The sequence below is a fragment of the Treponema sp. OMZ 840 genome (assembly GCF_050937815.1).
GTDB lineage: Bacteria > Spirochaetota > Spirochaetia > Treponematales > Treponemataceae > Treponema_C.
This window is the reverse complement of record NZ_JACDIJ010000001.1, coordinates 21,311-41,712: the sequence shown is the minus strand read 5'-3', so window position 1 is coordinate 41,712 and position 20,402 is coordinate 21,311. Positions and strand designations below refer to the sequence as shown.

Genomic DNA, 20,402 nt, shown 5'->3' with positions numbered 1-20,402 from the left:
AAAAGCCGCTTATTTTTTGTTTCCCGAAAACAAACTTATGCTTGTTGGGTTTTTAAAAATTCATAGGCATCGCGCACCGTTTCGAATTCGCTTGCCTTATCATCCGGGACGCTTACGCCCAATTCTTCTTCAATAGCATAGACCAATTCATAGGTATCAAGACTGTCGGCACCGAGGTCTTGACGGAACGAAGCATCCAGTGTAACCTTCGATTCTTCAATTTCCAATTTGTCGGCAATCAGTTTTTGCATTTTGCTGAATAATTCATCCATTGTTAAAACTCCTGTCAGCCGTTAGTTTCCGGCGTAATTACCTGCCTTCCGCGATAAAATCCGCATTTCGGACATACACGGTGAAGCATAATTAAATTTCCGCAATTAGCACATTCAATGAGGTGGGGAGCGTTCAAACGCATATTTATTCCCTGCCGTCTTCTTGTACGCGCTTTTGACGTTTTTGCTCTGGGTACTGCCATTATATAACCTCTCTAAAAATATCAATTATTATAACCGAAATGCCATATTATGACAAGACCGTCAAGTGTTAAAACACAGTATAACATTTTCTGAGTTTTTGTCAACCAGCATGCAGCGATTACGGATATTTTTACTTGTGCGCACCGAATTTTTCTTTTAAAGCTTTTTCCACTTGCTCGGGAACCATATCGGATACATCTCCGCCGAAAGAGGCAAGCTCTTTTATTGCACTTGATTTTAAAAGAAAAAAACGCGAGTCCGTCGGAAAAAACAATGTTTCGATATGCGCATTCAAAGCCCGATTCAAAAGCGACAAATCGAATTCATACGAAAAATCGGCGGTATTGCGTATACCGCGGATAAGAACCTTGGCACCGGTTTTATGTGCGTAATCGACGACAAGGCTGTGACACACATGTACGCTCACGTTATCCCAAGCGGATGTTAAATCCTGCATAAAACGCAAACGTTCTTGTTCGGAAAACAGATATTTTTTATTTTGATTGTCCGCAATCACCACATCTATTTCACTGAAAATATTGCGTGCGCGTTCAAGGATATTCAAATGTCCGTATGTGGGCGGGTCGAAAGAACCCGGAAACAAAGCTTTTACCATTGCTTAACTATAACATATTTGACAATTTACAACAATACTATTATATTAAGCTCATGAAAGTAAAATTTATTTTTTTAGTAGCACTCGGCGTTTTGTTTGTATCTTGTAAAACAACCGAAAAAGCGGCACAAACGGCGGTACAGCCGGCTGCCAAGAGCAAAGGTACCGAAACGGTACAAAAAATCGAAATCGCCGAAGATGCCGAATATTCGCGCTCGGTCAGCGCATTAAGCGGTACGAAAGTAAGTTACGACGATTTTCAGCGCGATAAAGCGGCAATTTTAACCGTTATAGCCGACTTGGATAAAAGTATGAAAAATAGGGATTATAATCTTTGGCGCAGCTATCTTACGCCCGGTTCCATTTCATATTGGAACAATAAATTCAATTTACAGGTTATTGCCACAAAACTGCCGAAAAAAGGTTTAACGCTGCGAAACTTGGGCGATTATTTTACACACGTTTTTATCCCCTCGCGCATAGACCGTAAGGTAAACGAAATCCGGTATATAGCGCCGTCCGAAGTAAAGGCGGTAGAAGTACAGGACAATAAAGACATTATTTATTACGAATTTGAAAAAATAGACGGACGCTGGCTCGTAAAACTGCCGACACTATAAGTAAGGCAAATATTGATTTTTTTCCCGAATACCTGTATACTTAAGGCGGTATTTACAATAGGTAAAGGGAATTATTAGGAGGATTTACATGAAAATATCCAAAGTCGCGCTGTGTGCGGCTGTCTTGTGCTTTGTAGTCTTACATGCGTCGGCACAGGGAAATACCCGTTCCGAAGTTACCGTCGAAGAAGAATATTTCGGCACCAATGAAGATTTGATCATAAGCGAAATGAGTCAAGTTGACGATTATGAAACAAAGCTTTTAACGCTGCAATACATAAAAACGGCGCTTGATGAAGGACGTTCTTCTCCCGCAATCGAAACCGCCCTGCAAAACATGGCCGGTGAGGGTGTTTTTAATCAATCGCGTACCGGCCGCCGGTTAATGAATAATTATACCGAAGTACGCCGCCAAGCATGCATTATGCTCGGTCAAACCGACGGACTTTCCGAAGAGCAGTTAAAGGAGCGCAAAAATACCCTTATGCGTCTTATAAAAGACGAAGACGAGCCGATGGTGTTATCGGCGGCTATTTATGCGCTCGGCAATATCGGAGTAAATGAAAACGATGAAGTTGTAGACCAAATTTCAATGATTCATAAACGTTTTTCGATTTTAAATCCGACGGACAGTCTTGCCTATTCGGTACTCGATGCATACGGCAAACTTGCTCCAACCGTAAAGAATTCCGGCGCCTTGGTCGAAACGATTGCGGCCATTGCAACGAACTATAATTATGTAATTCCCGTGCGCCAAAAAGCAAAAGAATTACTGTTTTCTTTACGCAACTAAAACGCCTTTAAGCAGGGGCGGATTTTACCGAAAACCGCCCCGTCTTTTTAAGGGTTGTTAAAAGTCAAAAAAAAGAAAAAACACAACCCCGCTTGAGTGATTAGCTCATTCGGATAGAGCGTCGCCCTCCGGAGGCGAAGGTGGCAGGTTCGAATCCTGTATCACTCGTATGTTTACGATTACTTTTTCGCGCTTATTTTTACTCTTTATTATTTACAGTACCGTCGGCTGGATATGCGAAGTTATCTATTGCGGTACTCTTGCGCATAAATTTATAAACCGCGGTTTTTTACACGGTCCGTGGTGTCCGGTATACGGATTCGGCGGCTTACTCGTTATAGGTTTGTTACGGCCTTTTAAAAACAACTTGTATATACTCTACCCTGCCGCATTTTTAATTACCGGAATTTTGGAATATATAACCGGATGGCTTTTGGAAATCCTGTTTAACACAAAGTGGTGGGATTATTCGCAGCGCAAATTCAATATAAAAGGGCGTGTGTGTTTATGGAACCTGCTTTTATTTGCAGCCGGCGGAAGCATAGCCGTTATGTTTGTGCATCCGCATATAGCCGCATGTGTGGATAATCTTTCACAGCGGGTGCGCCAATATGCGGCGTTGGGGCTTTTAGCCGTATTTGCCGCCGACTTGGCCCTTACCCTTCATAAATTGGTCAACTTTACCGAATACCTTACCCGTTTGGAAGATTTTGCGGAATCTCTAAAAGAGCGGTATGAAAATGAAGCATGGTTTAAATCACAATCGCTTACCGATATGTTTGCCGCGGTTAAAGAACGTTCCCGGATGCGTAAGGGAGAAATATCGGAGCGCATTTTGCAAAAAATCGATTCGTTTTCTCAGCGCTATCCCGCAGTCGAACGCTTTTTCAAAAAATTTCCGTCCATACAAAACAAAAAGCGTATTCTTTCGATTGAGCATATAAAAGCAAAAATAAATTCACGGTTTAAATAAACATGGACTTAAAAGCGGAAAAAATTATTCTTGCCTCCGTTTCGCCGCGGCGTAAACACATTCTTAAAAATTTGGGTATTCCCTTTTATACCGTTTCCCCCTCCTTTGAAGAAATTTTCCCGAAAGGAACGGCCGCCCGAAATGCCGCCGAATACTTTGCCGTACAAAAAGCGCTCAGCAGCGCACGCTTTTTGGCACAAAAAAAAGGGGCTTGCGCACGGTACCCCGACGCCCGTTTAATAGCCGCGGCGGACACCCTTATTGTGTTTAAAAATAATGTATACGGAAAACCGAAAAACAAAGAAGAAGCCCGCGCCTTTTTACGCTCGTTTTCAGGAAAAACGCATAAGGTATATTCGGGAATAGCGGTATATAACCGCGAAACGCAAACCACAATTTCGCGTACTTGCATAAGCCGCGTCCGTTTTGCAAAATTGTGCGAAACCGAAATAGACAGATATCTTAATTTAAACGAATGGCAGGATGCCGCAGGCGCTTATAAAATTCAAGGTTTTGCCGGAACGTTTATCGAACATATGGACGGTTCGTACTCTTCCATTATGGGCTTGCCTATTTTTGAATTTTATGAGATACTTAAAGAGCATAATTACCGCTTCGGCATAAATATGCCCTGATTGTGCGTATTCGGTTGAATAACGCAATCATGCAATCTTCCGTACCGAATTATCGGTGACGAGAAACAGAGTTTGGGGAAGAGATTAAAAGCAACGGAATCTTTAATGAGTCCTGCAAAAAAAATCTTTTCCGATGAAGGAGTATTTCGTGGCAGTAGTAACCATGAAGAGTTTGCTTGAATCGGGTGTGCATTTCGGCCACCAGGTTAAGCGTTGGGATCCCCGCATGAAGAAATATATCTTCGCGGAAAGAAACGGCATCCACATTATCGATCTGCAAAAAACAATGGCTTCGATTAAAGAAGCGTATGAAGCAGTCCGCAAAGTAACCTCGGCAGGAAAATCGGTCCTGTTCGTCGGTACAAAAAAACAAGCACAGCAGGCTATTGCAAAAGAAGCCGAACGCTGCGGTATGTTTTATGTAAACAACCGTTGGCTCGGAGGCATGCTGACAAACTTCAGTACCATCAAAAAATCCCTTTTACGGTTAAAAAAACTGGAAAAGATGGAAGTTGACGGTACGTTTGAAAATCTCACCAAAAAAGAAATTGCAGCCATTCAAAAAGAAAAAGCAAAATTGGAAAAAAACCTCGGCGGTATTAAAGAAATGAAAGAGCTGCCCGGTATTTTGTTCATTATCGACACGCATAAAGAACAAATAGCCGTCGCCGAAGCATGCCGCATGGGCATTCCGATTGTTGCCGTTGTGGACACAAACTGCAACCCCGAAGGCATAGACTACCCCATCCCCGGTAACGACGACGCAATCCGTGCGATTACCCTCTTTACTCAAGTAATTGCAAATGCCGTTATCGAAGCGGACAACGAAACGGGTCTTAAAATCATCGAAAATCTTCAGGATGAAGAAGAAGATCTTACGGATACGGCTTCAATCCGCACGGACGATGAAGAAATTATCGATTACAGTAATTACACTCCGACCGAGCCGAAAGAAGAAGATAAGGATTTCGAAGACGAAGGCGACGATTCGCTCGTGGACGAAGATAAATTATACGAATAAACACGGAGAAAATACATGGAAATTAAAGCAGCAGATGTCAAAGCCCTGCGCGATGTAACCGGTGCGGGCATGATGGAATGTAAAAACGCTCTTGTGGAATGCAACGGCGATGCACATGCAGCGGCAAAACTTTTAAAAGAAAAGGGCTTAGCTGCAGTCGAAAAACGTTCGGGAAGATCCACAGGCGAAGGTCGCGTTTTTATCAAAGCTCAGGGGTCAAAAATAGCCATTGCCGAACTTACCTGCGAAACCGACTTCGTCGCAAAAAATGCCGATTTTTTGGCAGTCGGCGAAAATATCGTAAACGAAATATTGTCCAAAGGCTATACAAGCGTAAACGACACTTTGTCGAACATGCTTCTTGATTTGGCGACCAAAATCCGCGAAAACATGAACGTAAACCGTGTACAGCTTGTAGAAGTACCTGCAGGAGCCGCCGCCGCCACATATGTTCACAGCGACGGTAAAACCGGCGTTATTACGGTATTCGGCTGCGATCCGGCTTCATCCGCGGATAATGCCGATATTAAACAATTCGCATTCGATTGTTGTTTGCATATTGCCGCCTTTGCCCCCCGGTATATCAAACGCGAAGATGTAGATGCCGCCTATATAGACGAGCAAAAAGAAATTTTTACCGCACAAACCGCCGAATTGGATAAACCGGACAATGTAAAAGCCGGCATTGTGCAGGGAAAATTAAACAAACATTTAGCGGAAATCTGTTTTATGGATCAAATGTTTGTAAAAGACGATAAGGTTTCCGTTGCAAAAAAAATGGAACAAGTCGGAAAAGAAACAAATACAAAATTGAATCTTTTAACCGTTGTTAATTTTCAATTAGGTGCATAAGAATATGAATGAAGCAAGTGTGCAAAGAATGGAAAAAAGCATTGCCGCTCTCAAAGACGAGTTCAATGCAATAAGAACCGGCCGTGCATCGGCTTCGCTTTTCGATAAGGTACGTGTCGATTATTACGGTCAACCCACGCCGCTTAATCAAGTAGCTACAATTTCCATACCGGAAGCCCGCTCGGTAGTTATTCAGCCCTTCGATAAATCATTAATCGGTGAAATCGAAAAGGCGATACAAAAATCGGAATTGGGATTAAATCCGTCGAACGACGGAAAGATAATCCGCATAGCAATTCCGCCCCTGACTGCCGACCGGCGTAAAGAATTGGTAAAGCAGGCAAAGGCCACCGCCGAAAACAGCAGGGTTGCCATCCGTAATATCAGGCGTGACGGTAATGAAGAGTTGAAAAAAATGCAAAAGGATGCAAAGCTTACCGAAGACGAACTAAAGACGTCCGAAGAAGATTTGCAAAAATCAACGGACAAATTCATTACCGAAATCAACAAAATTCTTGAAGCCAAAGAAAAAGAAATAATGGAAGGCTGATGTCGGACGCTTCGCAGTTAATCGATAAAGCCGCCGTTCCCGTTCATATAGGAATTATTATGGACGGGAACGGACGCTGGGCGCAAAAACGCAATATGGTGCGAAGCGGCGGCCATAAAGAGGGTGTAAATACCGCACGCGAAATAATTAAAGCCGCTGCGGCAATCGGTGTGCGGTATTTAACCCTGTATACGTTTTCAACCGAAAACTGGAAGCGGACAGCCGAAGAAGTTTCTTTTTTAATGGGACTTTTAAAAGCTCACTTGCGCGCCGAATTCGAATTTTATAAAAACGAACGGGTACGAGTTTTACATTTGGGCGACAAAAAAGGCCTTCCTTCAGATGTTGTGCGCGAAATCGAAACGGTTGAAAACGAAAGCCGCGATTTTACCGGTATGAATTTGGTATTGGCAATTAATTACGGCGCCCGCGATGAAATAATCAGAGCCGCACAAAAAATGATTGCTTTGGCAGAGGAAAAATCGGGCGCGGAAAAACCGGGCGCGGAAAAACCGGGGGCAAAAGACACCGAAGCGGTGCTCTCTGCCGAACATATCGGCAGTTTTTTTGATATTCCCTTTTTACCGGACGCCGATCTTATTATCAGAACGGGCGGCGAAAAACGTTTAAGCAATTTTTTATTGTGGCATGCGGCTTATGCGGAATTCGATTTTACGGATACGCTTTGGCCGGATTATACAAAAGAAGAATTTTATACTTCCGTTGCCGCCTTTCAAAAACGGCACCGGCGTTTCGGCGGAAATACCGAGGAGGAAACATGAATAAAATCACCCAACGTTTATTGACTTTTTTTATCGGCGTACCGCTTGTGGTTTCCGTTTCCGTTATATCCTTTGCACACCATATTGTTTTACATTGTGCGATTGTCGGCGGAGCAATTATCGCATCTATGGAACTGCACGGTATATTAAAGCATAAACTGCCCAGCCAGCCGAAATTTATGGTGGTATTTTCGGCCGCCTTTATTCCCTTTATCGCCGCCCTCACCTGCCTTTTGGACCGCTCGCCGTCATGGATTTCTTTAGCGCTCATCGTTTCGCTTTTGGCAAGCTACAGCTATGAAATATTTTCTCCCGAAAACAAAAAATCATTTGCAAATGCAATTTCGCGTTTGTGTTCTTCAACTTTTACCATTGTTTATATCGGCTTTTTGCTTACGTATATATCGCGCTTAACGGTTTTGCAGCATTCGCAAGTGTTTATCGCCTTGTTTTTTTTGCTTGTGTTTGCATGCGATTCGGTTGCGTGGTTTTTCGGTATGCTGTTCGGCAAAAGCAACAGGGGCTTGATTGCCGTAAGTCCCAATAAAAGCATTGCAGGTTTTTTAGGCGGCATTGCAGGTTCGGCGGCGGCGGCTTTAGCCGTATATTATTTTTTCCCCGAAGTATTTTTACACAAACCGGTCGAATTGATTATCGCCGCCCTATGCGTATCCTTAGCGGCAATAGCCGGAGATTTAACCGAATCGGTTATAAAGCGCTCTGCCGAATGTAAGGATTCGGGGGCGGTTGTTCCCGGCCGCGGAGGTTTTTTGGATTCCATCGATTCCATTTTATTTTCCGCACCCGTTTATTTTATCGTTATAAACTTTTTCTTTGTATAACGGCGGTTTATGAGTAAGCGGTGCATTTTATGAAAAAAAAGGTTCTTGTGTTGGGCTGTACCGGTTCTATCGGTACAAGCACCCTTGATATTATACGCTCTTTTCCCGACCGTTTTGAAGTATGCGGTTTAAGCGCTCACCGAAACGAAAAAAAACTCAAAGAAGCGGCGGCCGAATTCGGCTGTAAAAATACGGCGCTTACGGGAACCGAAGCCGAAGCGGACAATACGGCTGTACACCGGGATTTGAGCGCAGCGGCAGCATCAAACGAAAAAATAGCAAAGCTGATAGAAAAATCCGGGGCGGATATCGCCGTAAACGGCATTGCCGGAGCTGCCGGCCTTATGCCTTCGGTTTTATGTTTAAAAAACGGTATCGATCTTGCCCTTGCGAACAAAGAAACAATTGTAATGGCCGGCCATCTTATCGAAGATTTTGCAAAAAAAAACGGCCGCCGCCTTATTCCCGTCGATTCGGAACATTCGGCACTGTTCGCGCTTATCGAACGTTTCGGTAAAAAACATATCGATTCGTTGATTTTAACCGCTTCAGGCGGGCCTTTTCGCACATGGACGCGCGATAAAATAGAAAAAGCGCAGCCTGAAGACGCCTTAAAGCATCCGACATGGAATATGGGGCAAAAAATCAGCATAGACAGCGCAAGCTTGGCTAATAAGGGCTTGGAAGTTATCGAAGCATGCCGCCTTTTCGATATGGAGCCTGAAAAAGTTAAGGTTACCGTTCACCCGCAAAGCCTCGTCCACTCCCTTATAGAAACGGTTGACGGCGACTTATATGCGCAAATATCCGAACCCGATATGAAACGGCCGATTATAAGCGCGCTTACCTATCCTGAAATGATCGAAAACAATCTTAAAAAACTCGATTTGTTTTCCGCACTCGGCAATCCGGACGGAAACGCCGAAGGCGTTACAATGAGTTTTTTCCCCGCGCGTTTTGATGACTTTCCGCTTTTGGGGGCTGCCTATAAAGCGCAAAAACGCGGAGCGTCCTATACGATTGCTTACAATGCGGCAAATGAAGTTGCGGTTTCTCTTTTTTTGGAAAAAAAGCTGAGCTTTACGGGAATTGCCGAAACGGTTTTGGACGTGCTTTCAAAGGATTGGAGCGGCGAAACGCAAACTTTTGAAGATGTATTCGAAACGGATAAAAAAGTGCGCATCGTATCGCTTGAGGCCGCCGAAAAAATCGGCACAAAAAGGATATTATGACTATCATATACGGGCTGTTAGGCTTAAGCATTATTATTTTTATTCATGAACTCGGACATTTTGCCGTCGCACGGCTTTTCGGCGTAAAAGTTGAAAGTTTTTCAATCGGTATGGGTCCCGTTTTATTGCACAAGCGCATAAAGGACACCGATTACCGGCTTTCTCTTATTCCCTTCGGCGGTTATTGCGGCATGAAAGGCGAAAAGGATTTTCAAAAAGCGATAGACGAAAAGCTCGATTATATACGGGCCGAAAAAGATTCGTTTTACGGGGTACATCCTTTAAAGCGCATAGGTATTGCCTTCGCAGGTCCCTTTGCCAATCTTGTATCCGCAATTATCGCACTGTCTTTTGTTGCAATGATCGGTTATGAATACTATACATCCTCGAATAAAATAATTTTAGCAACGGAAGTATACCCCGACTCTTCCCGAGCGGCTGCTCAAGCCGGATTGCGGACGGGAGATAAAATAACGGCGATAAACGGTGCACGGATTCGGTATTTTTCCGATATAGTCGAAACCGTAGCCCTTTCGGCAAAAAAGCCCCTGCATATCGAAGTCGAAAGAAACGGCGGTTTTATAAATTACACCGTTATTCCGGAACTTGACAAAGCCACCGGTGCCGGCAAAATAGGAATTGTAAGCTGGACCGATCCCCTTATTGCACACATTGTTTCGGAGGACAGTCCGGCATCACGCGCCGGTTTACAAAGCGGGGACCGTATCGTTCAAATAAACGGTAAAAACGTCTATAATACAATCGACATATACACACAGCTCAAAGGCGTGCGCAATGCGCATATACGGTACGAACGCAACGGCGAAACGATTTCGGCACAGCTGACAGTTCCCGAAAATACCGAACTTACCGAAAAGACTCCCCTTATAGACGGCATACAGTGGCAAACGGAAAAAGTGCACTCAAAAACGTTTTCGTTTTTTCCGGCTTTTATTCAAGGTACAAAGGAAACGTTTAAACTCTTGGGTGTAACACTGCAAAGTATAGGATTGTTATTTAAAGGTGTGGACGTAAAGCAAGCGGTTTCCGGGCCTATCGGAATTACCGTTATGCTCGGCGAAACGGCAAAAGAAGGGTTTTCGGTCGGTTTTTTTGCCGGGCTTGTCACCGTGTGCAATTTTTTAGCCGTTATCAGCATATCGCTGTTTTTAATGAACCTTTTGCCTGTACCGATTCTTGACGGAGGCCTTATAGTGTTTGCGCTTGTCGAACTTATACGAAAAAAAAGCTTAAAACCGCAAACCCTTTATAAAATTCAATTTATAGGAATCGCCTTTATAGCGGTTATATTTATGTTCGGTATGTTTACCGATATAAGCCGTATTATTAAACATTTACAAGGTCAATAATTATGAACAATTTTTTTTATACGAAAATGCGAAAGCTCCGGTATGTATGTGCGGGACTTATTGTACAAAGTTTTTTTTGCCTTTTATATGCACAAGTACATATGTCATCCCATCCGCATAGCGGAGCTCTTACCGCGGCAGTGCAAATGCCGCAATCCTCACGGGATTCCGACAATCATTTTTTACCCGTATTTACGGCCGGCGAAGACGGTTTTATTATCAAATGGACGGACATTGAATCGGGAGAGCATTTTCAATTTTCGGATAATCAAATAAAACTTATGGCGGTTCACCCCAACGGTAAGGAAATTGCAATTTATGAAACGGACGGCTTCGCGCTCAATCGCTTATCGGTATGGGATTGGCATTCGCAAAAAAGAAAATTCGCAAAACGTTTAAATGCCCCGCCGGCTAGCTTGAATTATTCGGCAAAAGGAAATTATGTGCTTGTAGGTATGTCGAATATGGACGGCATACTCTGTTTTAATGCACAAAACGGTGAACTTGTGCAGCATAAAATAAAGGAACAAGCCGCTGCCGTCGGTTTTGCACTGACAAGTCCCAGTGAAAACACATGCATAATGTACTCGGCATTGGGTTCTCTTATCTATACGGATTTGCGAAGCGGAAAGCAAAAAGCCCGCTTTTCCATAGAACAAAACCTGCATCAAAATTGTTTATTTTATAATAATATTCTTTTTGCCGGAGTAAAAAACGGCAGTATCTATGTTTTCCGATCGGATACCGGAGAAAAAGCCGCCTTTGTACCCGAAAAAAAAGCTTTGTTATGCACCTCTGTTTCGGATACGAACTTGTATTATCTTGATATAAGCGGAAAAAATCTGTATCTAAAGATGCTTGAAGTTGAAAACGGTTATATTAAGCAGTCGCCGCAAATCGTCAAAACTTTTTTTCTTCCGCAAAAAGAAGTTCCGGTCCTTGCAATAAAAAACGGCAACAATATATATATCGGTACCAAAAACGGGCAATTGTATACGCTAAGCGCCGAAGCCGATTCACAAATAACGCAGGCAATGCAAATTTCAAAACGGATATACGATAAAATATGCGATATTGCCCGCAAAGAAAATTTCTTTTATTTTTTAACCGAAAAAATGCTTTTTAAAGCCTCGTATGAAGAAGGTACCGTTTATTCGCTTTTTTCCGGCATAAATCAAACCAATATGGAGCCGTATCGTGACAATCTTATTTTGTGGTCAAAAAATACTAAAAAAAGCGTCCAGCTTGTATCCGAAGGAAAACCTGCGAAAACGCTTTTTACGCCTGCACAGCCGCTGCAAGTACTTCACGTATATTACGATAAACTGGTAATGATTGAAGGAAATACAAAGGTTAAAATATACGATTTACAAACGGGTACAATGACACAGCCCTACAACGGTACGGGTATTCAGGATGTTCTCTTATATACTCCGGAGCAATTATATGCGGCAAAAAGTTCCGCCGCCCATCCTAAAACACCCCTTATACAAATAGATCCGTCTACAAAAGAAACAACAGCCCTTATGGACGGAATCGATATTATGTTTTCGCTTTCGCAAGACGATTCTAAAAAAGGCCCCGTATACGGTGTTTCTCTTACAGCGGCATCTTCGGCGGGAAAAACCGAAATATTCGCTTTTTTCCCCGAAACAAAACAATATAAAACGATTTTTAAATGGGCGGATGAAGACAACAATGCCTTTACATGGGTAAAAAACGGCACTTTATTTACCAATATCGGAAAAACGCAAATCCATGCATACAATATCGCCGAAAATAAAGATACGCTTTTGGAACGTACCGCATCTTTACCCGTAAAAATTACCGGAACGGATTCGGTACTGGCCGTATTGAACAAAGACGGGAGCATATCGTGGTACGATGCCGACACAAAGCAATTGTATAAAAATTGGTATATAACCGTCGACGGAGAATGGCTTGAATTTTAAATAGTTTGATTTTTAAATTGTGCGATAAATTACCGGTGTTCCGAAAAGTCGGCATTTACAAATCTGGTATATGTCGGCTGGAATAAAATTTTTACAAGCCCGGTAGGTCCGTTTCTCTGTTTTGCCAAAATCAATTCCGTTTCTATTCCCTTTTCGGTATCGTCGTCCGAAGCTTCTTTTTTATCCGTTCTGTCGCGGTGTATAAACATAACAACGTCGGCGTCCTGTTCTATAGACCCCGATTCGCGTAAATCGGAAAGGTTCGGCTGTTTGTTTTCGGCATCGCGGCGAACTTGCGACAAGACGACAACGGGTATACCGAGTTCGCGCGCTAAACTTTTTAGTGACCGCGAAATCTCGGCAATTTGTTCATGGCGCGGAATTAAGGTATTTTCACTTTGAATCAGTGTTATATAGTCGATAAAGATAATTTCAACTTTTTTTTGCGCCCTAAGACGGCGCGCCATAGCACGTAAATCCAAAAGTTTCATATTCGGAGTATCGACAATATACAGAGGGGCATCGTATATTTTACCCGCCGCATCTTGCAGTTTTGAAAAATCCGATTGGCGTAAATAGCCGGTACGGATGCGCTCCGAAGCTATACCCGATTCTTGGGCTAAAAGGCGCATAATTATCTGCATATTCGACATTTCAAGCGAAAAAAAAGCCGTGCATACTTTATTGGAAATCGCTATATGCTGAACCATCGAAAGAGCCATTGCCGTTTTTCCGATAGAAGGGCGCGCTCCGATAATAACCAATTCCGAAGGCTGAAAGCCGCTGGTTAATTTGTCCAAGTCGGTTAAGCCGGAAGGAATACCCGTATATGCTTTTTTATCCGCATACAATTTTTGAATTCGGTCTATCGCATCGGTAACCAAATCCTGTATGGAAACGGAAGAATGAACGGTATTTAAATCGGTAAGTTCGAAAATTTTTCGTTGTGCGTCTTCCAAAACGGCACGGCTGCCTACGGTTTCATTATGAGATTGAGCGACAACTTCCGCCGAAATTCTGATTAAATCGCGTCTGATAGCTTGATCGAAAACGATTTGTGCATAGTATTCTATATTCGCGCTGGTTGCTACCGTGTCGGTTAAAGAAGTGATATAGGCAGGGCCGCCGGCGGCTTCAAGTTCGCCTTCGGAACGCAATTTTTCGATAAGGGTAATCAAATCGCCGCGTACACCTTCATTATATAATTTAAGTATCGCGGCGAATATTTTTTGGTTTTGAAGCGAATAAAAGCGTTCGGGACGCAAAAAACGTATTGCAGTTCCGACGGCATCCCAATCAAGGAGCAAGGCTCCTAAAGCGGCTTGTTCGGCCTCAAGATTATGGGGAGGAACCTTATCCTTGAGAGATGCCAACTTTATTCTCCTTGATCGGTATCGATATCGGTTTTTTCTTCGTCCGTTTCGTTATTTGCACTGTCCGCAGTTTCGCCGGCGGCCGGCTCAGCCGATGATTCTTCGGCTGAAGTAGAATCTTGTGCCGATGTCGAATCGGCTGCGGCTGCATCAAAAGACCGTCGGTCTTTTTTGGGGCTTTTTGCTTTAGAGGATGAAGCCGCTTCGGGTTCTTTTTGTGCTTCTACAATAAGAGGAATTTCCGCCGTTTCGGCTTCATATAAACGCACTGTAACGGTATATTTTCCCACACTTTTTATCGTTACACCGGGGACGTCGATACGCTTGCGTTCAATTTCAAATCCGTCTTTTGCCAAAGCGTCGGCAACCGTTTGCGCCGTAACGGCACCGTAAAGCTTTCCGTTAGGACCTGCGGTCATAACAATAGTAAGCGTATAAGCCGTAAGTTTTTCTTTTAAACTGGCCGAATCGGCGCGTTTTGCCTGTTTGCGCGCTTCTATTTCTTCTTTGCGGCTGTCGAACCATGCAACCGTAACATCGTTATACGGAAGGGCAAGAGAACGGGGAAACAAATAATTTCGTGCATAACCGTTTGCAACGGTTTTTACATCGCCCATTTCACCGAGGTATTTTACATCTTCATTTAAAATTACTTTCATTATCAAGCTCCTATACAATAAACGGAAACGTTACCAGGAGTGGGATCGTTCCGTTAAAATTATGCGGCTGCAAAAACACAGCCGAATCGATTTGTCACGATTATGCGAATCAGTCGGCAACAAAGGGCAATAAACAAATAGAACGCGCGCGTTTTATTTCCAAAGCCAAACGGCGCTGATGTTTTGCACAAGTACCGGTTATGCGGCGCGGAAGAATTTTGCCGCGTTCGGTTGTAAAACGGCGCAATGCATCGGGGTCTTTATAATCGATTTTCACCTTATTGGCACAAAAGCGGCATACCTTTTTGCGGAAAAACTGTTTTCCCTTTGCACGTCCGTTGCGGTCTTCTCCGTCGCGGCCGTCGTCACGCATTGCGGCATTCATTTGCTCTTCGGTTATAACATCTTCTTTTAAATCGTCTTGATCCATTGTTTCGCTATTTGTATTCATTTCATCAGACATAATAATCTCCTATAATAATTAGTTAAAACGGAATATCCTCGGGAAAATCGGCTTCGTTGCCGCCGTAAACGGGAGGATTGTCGTAGTTGGGGCCTTCATTTTTTACCGGATAATCCGCATTGTAAGCGGGCTTATCATAAGAAGGTTTTGCTCCGGCATTGTATGAACCCGAACCGGAAGCCGAGCCGCCGCCTAAAAGCTGTACATTATTGGCGGCTATAACCACTCTGCTGCGAGGCTGACCGTCTTGTTCCCAGCGGTCTTGGCGAAGTTCACCGTCTACGGCGATTTGCTTTCCTTTTATCAAATACTGCTTAAGACTTTCCGCCGATTTTCCGTACAAGGTAATATCAAAGAAATTGGCTTCTTCGACCCACTGTTCGCCGTTTTTACGGCGGCGATTTACCGCTATGGAAAAATTGGATATGGCAAAACCGTTTGCAGTGTATTTTAATTCGGCATCGCGGGTAAGCCGTCCGATCAGCATAACGTGATTAAGGTCAGTCATAAAACCCTCTTATTCGTCAATCCGTACAAACATAAATTTCAATAAGTTTGTATTCAGCTTAAACTGTCGGTCAATTTCGATAATCTTTGCAGGATTGACTTTAATATTAAGTAAAACAAAACGGCCTCTATTGCGTTTTTTTACTTCATAGGTAAGATCGCGATCCCCAAAAGGTTCTTCGCTTTGGATTTCGGCACCGAAGGAAGCAAGCGTTTGCCGCACAGCTTCAATACCGCTTTTCGACAAATCTTCTTCCAACGGAAAGATTGTCATCAATTCGTACTTTCTCATGTATACTCCTTACGGTCTTTGGAAGCAGGTTAAAAAACCCGCCCCAAGGGGTTTAGTGCATATACTATAGCAAATATTGCAAAGGTTTGCAAGTAGGAAAAAAGCCGTGTTTTCGAACATGCCGGTTCAGTTTTTCAAAACCGCTTTAGCTGCGATACGGCCGAAGGTAAGTACATCGGCAGTCGCATTGCCGCCCAAGCGATTCGAACCGTGTATTCCGCCGGTTACTTCACCGGCCGCATACAAACCTTTGATGACCTTTCCGGATGTATCCAATACTTGTGCGTCGGTATTAATCGTCAGGCCTCCCATCGTATGATGAATAGAAGGGGCGCGCGGTGTTGCATAAAACGGAGGTTTTTCAATCGGATTTGCAAAAAGTTTGCGGCCGAATTCCGGATCGGTTTTTGCCGCTACCATTCGGTTATATTCGGAAACCGTTTTTTGTAAACTGCCTTCCGGCATTTTTAGTTGTTCTTCCAAGGCGGCTAAGGTATCGGCTTTGTAAATGCGTCCTAAGGCAACCAAGGTTTCAACGTTTTCGTTAAAAGAATTCTTTACTTCTACGATGCTTGAATCATTGATATCATAACACATACCGTCCGTTTGTTTTTTAATTGCAGCTACAAAAGCGTCTCGGCGGGCATCTTCATTGACAAAACGCTTGCCTTCTTTATTGACATTAATCACATTGTCAAGACCGGACATTTTACGTGCGCGCCCTTGCAATGTACCGGTTCGAGGAGTTGCAAGAGGATAGGTTTGAACGTAGTTCATACCCGTAGTACCCGCACCGATTTCAAGGGCCATAACAATACCGTCGCCTGTCGTACCGGGCTGATTAGTGGATACCATATCGGGCGTTAAACCGGGATTTGATTTTTGACGCATTTCTTTATTATTGGCGTATCCGCCCGTAGCAAGGATAACGGCTTTGGAGGCCATATACGTATACTCGCTGCCGAATTTATCGACTGCATGAACGCCCGTTATTCTATCGTTTTCGACAATCAGCTTATCGGCGCGCATATTTGTTATAATCGGAATATTCATTTTTACGGCCGCTTCATATAAAGGACCTATAATACCCGTTCCCGCAGGCGAATCCATCTGATGTGTTCTTTGCCACAATGCACCGGCACCCTGACTTACCTTTTTGCGCACAGGCATACCCAAACTTTCCATCCAATGCAGGGTATCCAACGTATTTTCAGTGTATTTTCGTATCAATGCAACATCCGCTACCTTATCGCCGCCGTTAAAGGTTTGTAAAGCATGCCATTCGGGACAATCAAAAAGTGTAGACGTTCCCGACGATATATATAAATCATATTTTGCTTTTACGTCCTTTATAAGTTGTGCGTGAGCCGTATGTACGGGTTTTTCATTGATAGCTTTAAGAACCGCTTTTTTTAATGTGTCCGTCATCGGTAAAAGCTTTTGCAATTCAGGATCTGCAGTATTAAACGCACTTGCACAGCGAATCGTATTGCCGCCTATAACGGGCATTTTTTCTATAACGATAACGCTTGCACCGCCTTCGGCTGCGGTTACGGCAGCGGATAATCCGGCACCGCCGGAACCGACTACAATGATATCGGCTTTTTCTACAGTAACCGTATCTTTTTTAGTTCCCTTTGGCGGAACGGGTTTATTAAAAGCGGATATATCGCCGCCGGCATCTGTAATACATTGTTGAACGGCAGCTTTAAGCGCAGCACTTGTAACCGTCGCTCCGCTTACAGTATCCGCATTTACCGTTTGATAATCCACAATATCTTTTGATATCGTGTCAATTGCAAAATCTCCGATAAAACGTGTTTCGGAATGTTGTAAAACCTTAACCGAAGCAATTTTACCTGCACTAAAAACCGTTTGTACATTTATGTAATCATTATTACCGTAAACGGAAGCCGTATAGGTTCCGTTTTTTAATTTTGATTTACCGCAGGATACGGTTGTAAAAATCAAAAAAGCGGTACATATGATACATACAAAATTTTTCATAAAACATGTTTTTTTCATATTTTCTCCTCATTATAAATCCGAAAACACAGCTTTTTAGATATAGCAATTACACAAAACCTATTTTAATAACTATTGCAAAGGTTTGCAATAAAAAAAATGTATCCTTAAAAAAAAATATATCATTTAAAAGATATGCCGCAGCGAAAAAGAGCGTTTTTGCCCCTTCCGGTATCGTCCCCCTTCGACTGTATAAAACTTGACACATAAAAAAACTTTGTTTATAGTTTACACATGCGTATAACCGGCGGACAATTAAAGGGGCGGCTTATAAAGTGCCCCGACGGCATTATAAGACCTGCAATGGATAAAATGCGCGAATCTTTTTTTTCGATACTGGGACCGCTTGACGGAAAATCTTTTTTGGATTTGTTTTCAGGCAGCGGGATTATCGCGCTTGAAGCGGTTTCCCGCGGTGCCGAATGCGCGGTTTTATGTGAAAAAGATAAGTTAAAAATTACTACTCTTTTGCAAAACGTTTCGCTCAGTGAAAAAGAAATGCATAAAAAAATAGAATGCCGTTTTATGCCCGTTGAACTTTTTATAAAACGTTCGAAAAATTCTTTCGACATTATCTTTTGCGACCCGCCATTCCCCTATAAATTTCACATTCAGCTTATACAAAGCATAGCCGACAAAAGCCGTACGCCCAACGCTTTATTAAAGAAAAACGGTACCGTCCTCATACACCGCCCCGCCGAAATCGATATGCCCGACACTATAGGATGCCTTGTAAAAAAAGATAAACGGGTATACGGACGTTCAATTGTCGATTTTTATCAAAAAGGTTTTGACTAATTTAACTTTTTCGGTTATCATATAATGTAAAATAATCAGTTAAGGAAATAAAATGCCCTCTGATTTAAAAAAAATATTTGAAAAACAGCAATCCGGCGGTTTTATAAAAACATCGGATACGCCCGTAGGTTCTTTAACTTCCGAGCAAAAAGTACTGTTAAACCGTAAGGGTAATGTTCTTTTCAATCAGGGAGATATTCAAAATGCAAAGCGGTTGTTTATAACAACCGGTTATTCCGACGGACTTACAAGAGTCGGCGATGTATATCAGGAAGAAGGAGATATATTATCCGCTCTTAAATTCTACCTGCTTGCACACAATACGGCAAAAAGCGAACTGTTATATGAAAAAATAGCGGATACTGTTTCATTTTATTTAAAACAAAAGGATTAATATATGCAGGAAGATTTGAATTTAAAATCAAGTACCTCAACGGAATGTGATGAAGATGCAATTCAAAAAAGCGGGCAGGAAGGCGCCGACACGCTGGAAAATCAAATAGCCGAATTGTCAAAAAAAGGGTATGCATTAATAAAAGAAAATAAAATAGAAGAATCGAAAGAAGCCTTTAAAAGCATTTTGGAATTGGATGAAAACAACAACTATGCCCTTGTCGGTTTAGGCGATGCCGAACGTAAAGAAAATCATTTTAGCGAAGCCGCCGTATATTATTCAAAATGCCTTTCCTCGCATCCGGGAAACAATTATGCATTGTTCGGGCTTGCGGATTGTTACAAAGCTATGAATCAATACCATAAGGCAATAGAAATTTGGGAACAGTATTTAATTCATGACGATAAAAACATAACAGTGTTAACCCGTGTCGCCGATGCATATCGGAAAATCCGCGATTTGAAAAAATCAAAACAGCTGTATTTACGTGTTTTGGATATGGAAGAAGAAAATGCATATGCCCTTATCGGCTTGGGGCATTTACATTATGATTTTAAAGAATACAGAGATGCCTTATATTATTGGACAAAAATGCTTGAAGTAAATGAAGCTGCCGTAGACATCCGCGTCCTTACTTCAATAGGAAACTGTCACCGTAAATTAAAAACCTTCGACAAGGGCGTTTCTTATTTCGAGCGCGCATTAAAAATGGATCCGAAAAACTTTTATGCCTTATTCGGCTTAGCCGATTGTTACCGCGGAATGAATCAACAGTTCCGCTCGATAGAACATTGGAATAAAATCTTACAGCTGGATCCTAAAAACAAGGTAATATTGACCCGTACCGGCGATGCATACCGCAATATGGGCGATTACAAAACCGCAACCGATTATTATAATCGGGCATTGAATATCGAATACGATTTATATGCAGTATTGGGACTCGCCCTTATCAGCAAGGGTGAAGGCAGATATGAAGAAGCCATTATCAGTTTAAGCCGCTTAATACAAACGGATCCCAAAAATTACCGTTTATATATGGATCTTGCCGACTGTTATATAAAAACAAACCAAAAAGCGAAAGCGGTAGATGTGCTGCAAAGTTTTCAAAAGCACGGCGTTCGCAGCCAAGCCGTTACCGAAATGCTTGACAAATTGACACAACAGTAAGGAATCC

The 20,402-nt window shown here is 42.7% G+C and carries 24 protein-coding genes and 1 tRNA gene; 16 read left to right on the top strand and 9 right to left on the bottom strand.

The window, feature by feature from the left end:
* Positions 1–35: 35 nt before the first annotated feature.
* The 3 genes from acpP to coaD all read right to left on the bottom strand — a co-directional run bounded on the left by acpP (position 36) and on the right by coaD (position 1,092).
* Positions 36–272 carry an acyl carrier protein gene (gene acpP / locus H0R92_RS00240; RefSeq protein ID WP_432959986.1) on the bottom strand — a complete coding sequence of 79 codons (237 nt, stop codon included), beginning with the start codon at positions 270–272 and terminating at the stop codon, positions 36–38.
* A gap of 14 nt (positions 273–286) precedes the next feature.
* Complete coding sequence (gene rpmF / locus H0R92_RS00235) at positions 287–475, bottom strand: 50S ribosomal protein L32 (RefSeq protein ID WP_432959985.1); 189 nt, start codon at positions 473–475, stop codon at positions 287–289.
* 131 nt (positions 476–606) lie between these two features.
* Positions 607–1,092: a pantetheine-phosphate adenylyltransferase gene (gene coaD / locus H0R92_RS00230; protein WP_432959983.1), complete on the bottom strand. Its 486-nt coding sequence runs from the start codon at positions 1,090–1,092 to the stop codon at positions 607–609.
* Between the two features lie 53 nt (positions 1,093–1,145).
* On the opposite strand from coaD, the gene H0R92_RS00225 reads away from it, so the two are divergent.
* The 13 genes from H0R92_RS00225 (at position 1,146) to H0R92_RS00165 (ending at position 12,714) form a co-directional block, all read left to right on the top strand.
* The gene (locus H0R92_RS00225) at positions 1,146–1,712 is read left to right on the top strand and encodes a hypothetical protein (protein ID WP_432959981.1); all 567 of its coding nucleotides are present in this window, start codon (positions 1,146–1,148) and stop codon (positions 1,710–1,712) included.
* Positions 1,713–1,800: 88 nt separating this feature from the next.
* The gene (locus tag H0R92_RS00220) at positions 1,801–2,505 is read left to right on the top strand and encodes a HEAT repeat domain-containing protein (protein WP_432959979.1); all 705 of its coding nucleotides are present in this window, start codon (positions 1,801–1,803) and stop codon (positions 2,503–2,505) included.
* Positions 2,506–2,599: 94 nt separating this feature from the next.
* Positions 2,600–2,673: transfer RNA gene (locus H0R92_RS00215), tRNA-Arg, on the top strand.
* 1 nt (position 2,674) lies between these two features.
* Positions 2,675–3,478 (top strand): putative ABC transporter permease, encoded by an 804-nt coding sequence (locus H0R92_RS00210; protein ID WP_432959977.1) that lies wholly within the window; start codon positions 2,675–2,677, stop codon positions 3,476–3,478.
* 2 nt (positions 3,479–3,480) lie between these two features.
* Positions 3,481–4,113: a Maf family protein gene (locus tag H0R92_RS00205; protein ID WP_432959975.1), complete on the top strand. Its 633-nt coding sequence runs from the start codon at positions 3,481–3,483 to the stop codon at positions 4,111–4,113.
* A gap of 148 nt (positions 4,114–4,261) precedes the next feature.
* On the top strand, positions 4,262–5,134 hold the full coding sequence (gene rpsB, locus H0R92_RS00200) for a 30S ribosomal protein S2 (RefSeq protein WP_432959973.1): 873 nt from the start codon (positions 4,262–4,264) through the stop codon (positions 5,132–5,134).
* Between the two features lie 15 nt (positions 5,135–5,149).
* A complete protein-coding gene (gene tsf / locus H0R92_RS00195) occupies positions 5,150–5,986 on the top strand; it encodes a translation elongation factor Ts (protein WP_432959971.1) in 837 nt (278 codons plus the stop codon).
* A 4-nt stretch (positions 5,987–5,990) separates the two neighbouring features.
* Positions 5,991–6,536: a ribosome recycling factor gene (frr, locus tag H0R92_RS00190; RefSeq protein WP_432959969.1), complete on the top strand. Its 546-nt coding sequence runs from the start codon at positions 5,991–5,993 to the stop codon at positions 6,534–6,536.
* Entirely contained in the window at positions 6,536–7,318 is a 783-nt protein-coding gene (gene uppS, locus H0R92_RS00185; protein ID WP_432959967.1) for a polyprenyl diphosphate synthase, read from the top strand. Before frr ends, uppS begins: the two co-directional genes overlap by 1 nt.
* Positions 7,315–8,160 carry a phosphatidate cytidylyltransferase gene (locus tag H0R92_RS00180; RefSeq protein WP_432959965.1) on the top strand — a complete coding sequence of 282 codons (846 nt, stop codon included), beginning with the start codon at positions 7,315–7,317 and terminating at the stop codon, positions 8,158–8,160. The genes uppS and H0R92_RS00180 overlap by 4 nt, the downstream gene beginning before the upstream one ends.
* A gap of 29 nt (positions 8,161–8,189) precedes the next feature.
* Complete coding sequence (gene dxr / locus H0R92_RS00175; protein ID WP_432959963.1) at positions 8,190–9,392, top strand: 1-deoxy-D-xylulose-5-phosphate reductoisomerase; 1,203 nt, start codon at positions 8,190–8,192, stop codon at positions 9,390–9,392.
* Complete coding sequence (gene rseP / locus H0R92_RS00170) at positions 9,389–10,762, top strand: RIP metalloprotease RseP (RefSeq protein WP_432959961.1); 1,374 nt, start codon at positions 9,389–9,391, stop codon at positions 10,760–10,762. The genes dxr and rseP overlap by 4 nt, the downstream gene beginning before the upstream one ends.
* Positions 10,763–10,764: 2 nt before the next feature.
* A complete protein-coding gene (locus H0R92_RS00165) occupies positions 10,765–12,714 on the top strand; it encodes a hypothetical protein (protein ID WP_432959959.1) in 1,950 nt (649 codons plus the stop codon).
* A 29-nt stretch (positions 12,715–12,743) separates the two neighbouring features.
* On the opposite strand, the gene dnaB is transcribed toward H0R92_RS00165, so the two are convergent.
* The 6 genes from dnaB to H0R92_RS00135 form a co-directional block, all read right to left on the bottom strand.
* On the bottom strand, positions 12,744–14,087 hold the full coding sequence (gene dnaB / locus H0R92_RS00160) for a replicative DNA helicase (protein WP_432959957.1): 1,344 nt from the start codon (positions 14,085–14,087) through the stop codon (positions 12,744–12,746).
* 2 nt (positions 14,088–14,089) lie between these two features.
* On the bottom strand, positions 14,090–14,746 hold the full coding sequence (rplI, locus tag H0R92_RS00155; RefSeq protein WP_432959955.1) for a 50S ribosomal protein L9: 657 nt from the start codon (positions 14,744–14,746) through the stop codon (positions 14,090–14,092).
* A 109-nt stretch (positions 14,747–14,855) separates the two neighbouring features.
* The gene (gene rpsR, locus H0R92_RS00150) at positions 14,856–15,209 is read right to left on the bottom strand and encodes a 30S ribosomal protein S18 (protein ID WP_432959953.1); all 354 of its coding nucleotides are present in this window, start codon (positions 15,207–15,209) and stop codon (positions 14,856–14,858) included.
* Between the two features lie 22 nt (positions 15,210–15,231).
* On the bottom strand, positions 15,232–15,717 hold the full coding sequence (gene ssb, locus H0R92_RS00145; protein WP_432959951.1) for a single-stranded DNA-binding protein: 486 nt from the start codon (positions 15,715–15,717) through the stop codon (positions 15,232–15,234).
* A gap of 9 nt (positions 15,718–15,726) precedes the next feature.
* Entirely contained in the window at positions 15,727–16,008 is a 282-nt protein-coding gene (rpsF, locus tag H0R92_RS00140; RefSeq protein ID WP_432959949.1) for a 30S ribosomal protein S6, read from the bottom strand.
* A gap of 126 nt (positions 16,009–16,134) precedes the next feature.
* Positions 16,135–18,033 (bottom strand): flavocytochrome c, encoded by a 1,899-nt coding sequence (locus H0R92_RS00135; RefSeq protein ID WP_432959947.1) that lies wholly within the window; start codon positions 18,031–18,033, stop codon positions 16,135–16,137.
* A gap of 234 nt (positions 18,034–18,267) precedes the next feature.
* Between H0R92_RS00135 and rsmD the strand changes: the two genes are divergently transcribed.
* From rsmD to H0R92_RS00120, 3 genes are read left to right on the top strand one after another with little or no spacing between them, the layout of a single operon-like run.
* Positions 18,268–18,831 (top strand): 16S rRNA (guanine(966)-N(2))-methyltransferase RsmD, encoded by a 564-nt coding sequence (gene rsmD, locus H0R92_RS00130; RefSeq protein WP_432959945.1) that lies wholly within the window; start codon positions 18,268–18,270, stop codon positions 18,829–18,831.
* A gap of 52 nt (positions 18,832–18,883) precedes the next feature.
* Positions 18,884–19,225, top strand: coding sequence for a hypothetical protein (locus H0R92_RS00125; protein ID WP_432959943.1), 342 nt, complete (start codon positions 18,884–18,886; stop codon positions 19,223–19,225).
* Between the two features lie 3 nt (positions 19,226–19,228).
* Positions 19,229–20,395 (top strand): tetratricopeptide repeat protein, encoded by a 1,167-nt coding sequence (locus tag H0R92_RS00120; RefSeq protein ID WP_432959941.1) that lies wholly within the window; start codon positions 19,229–19,231, stop codon positions 20,393–20,395.
* Positions 20,396–20,402 lie beyond the last annotated feature (7 nt).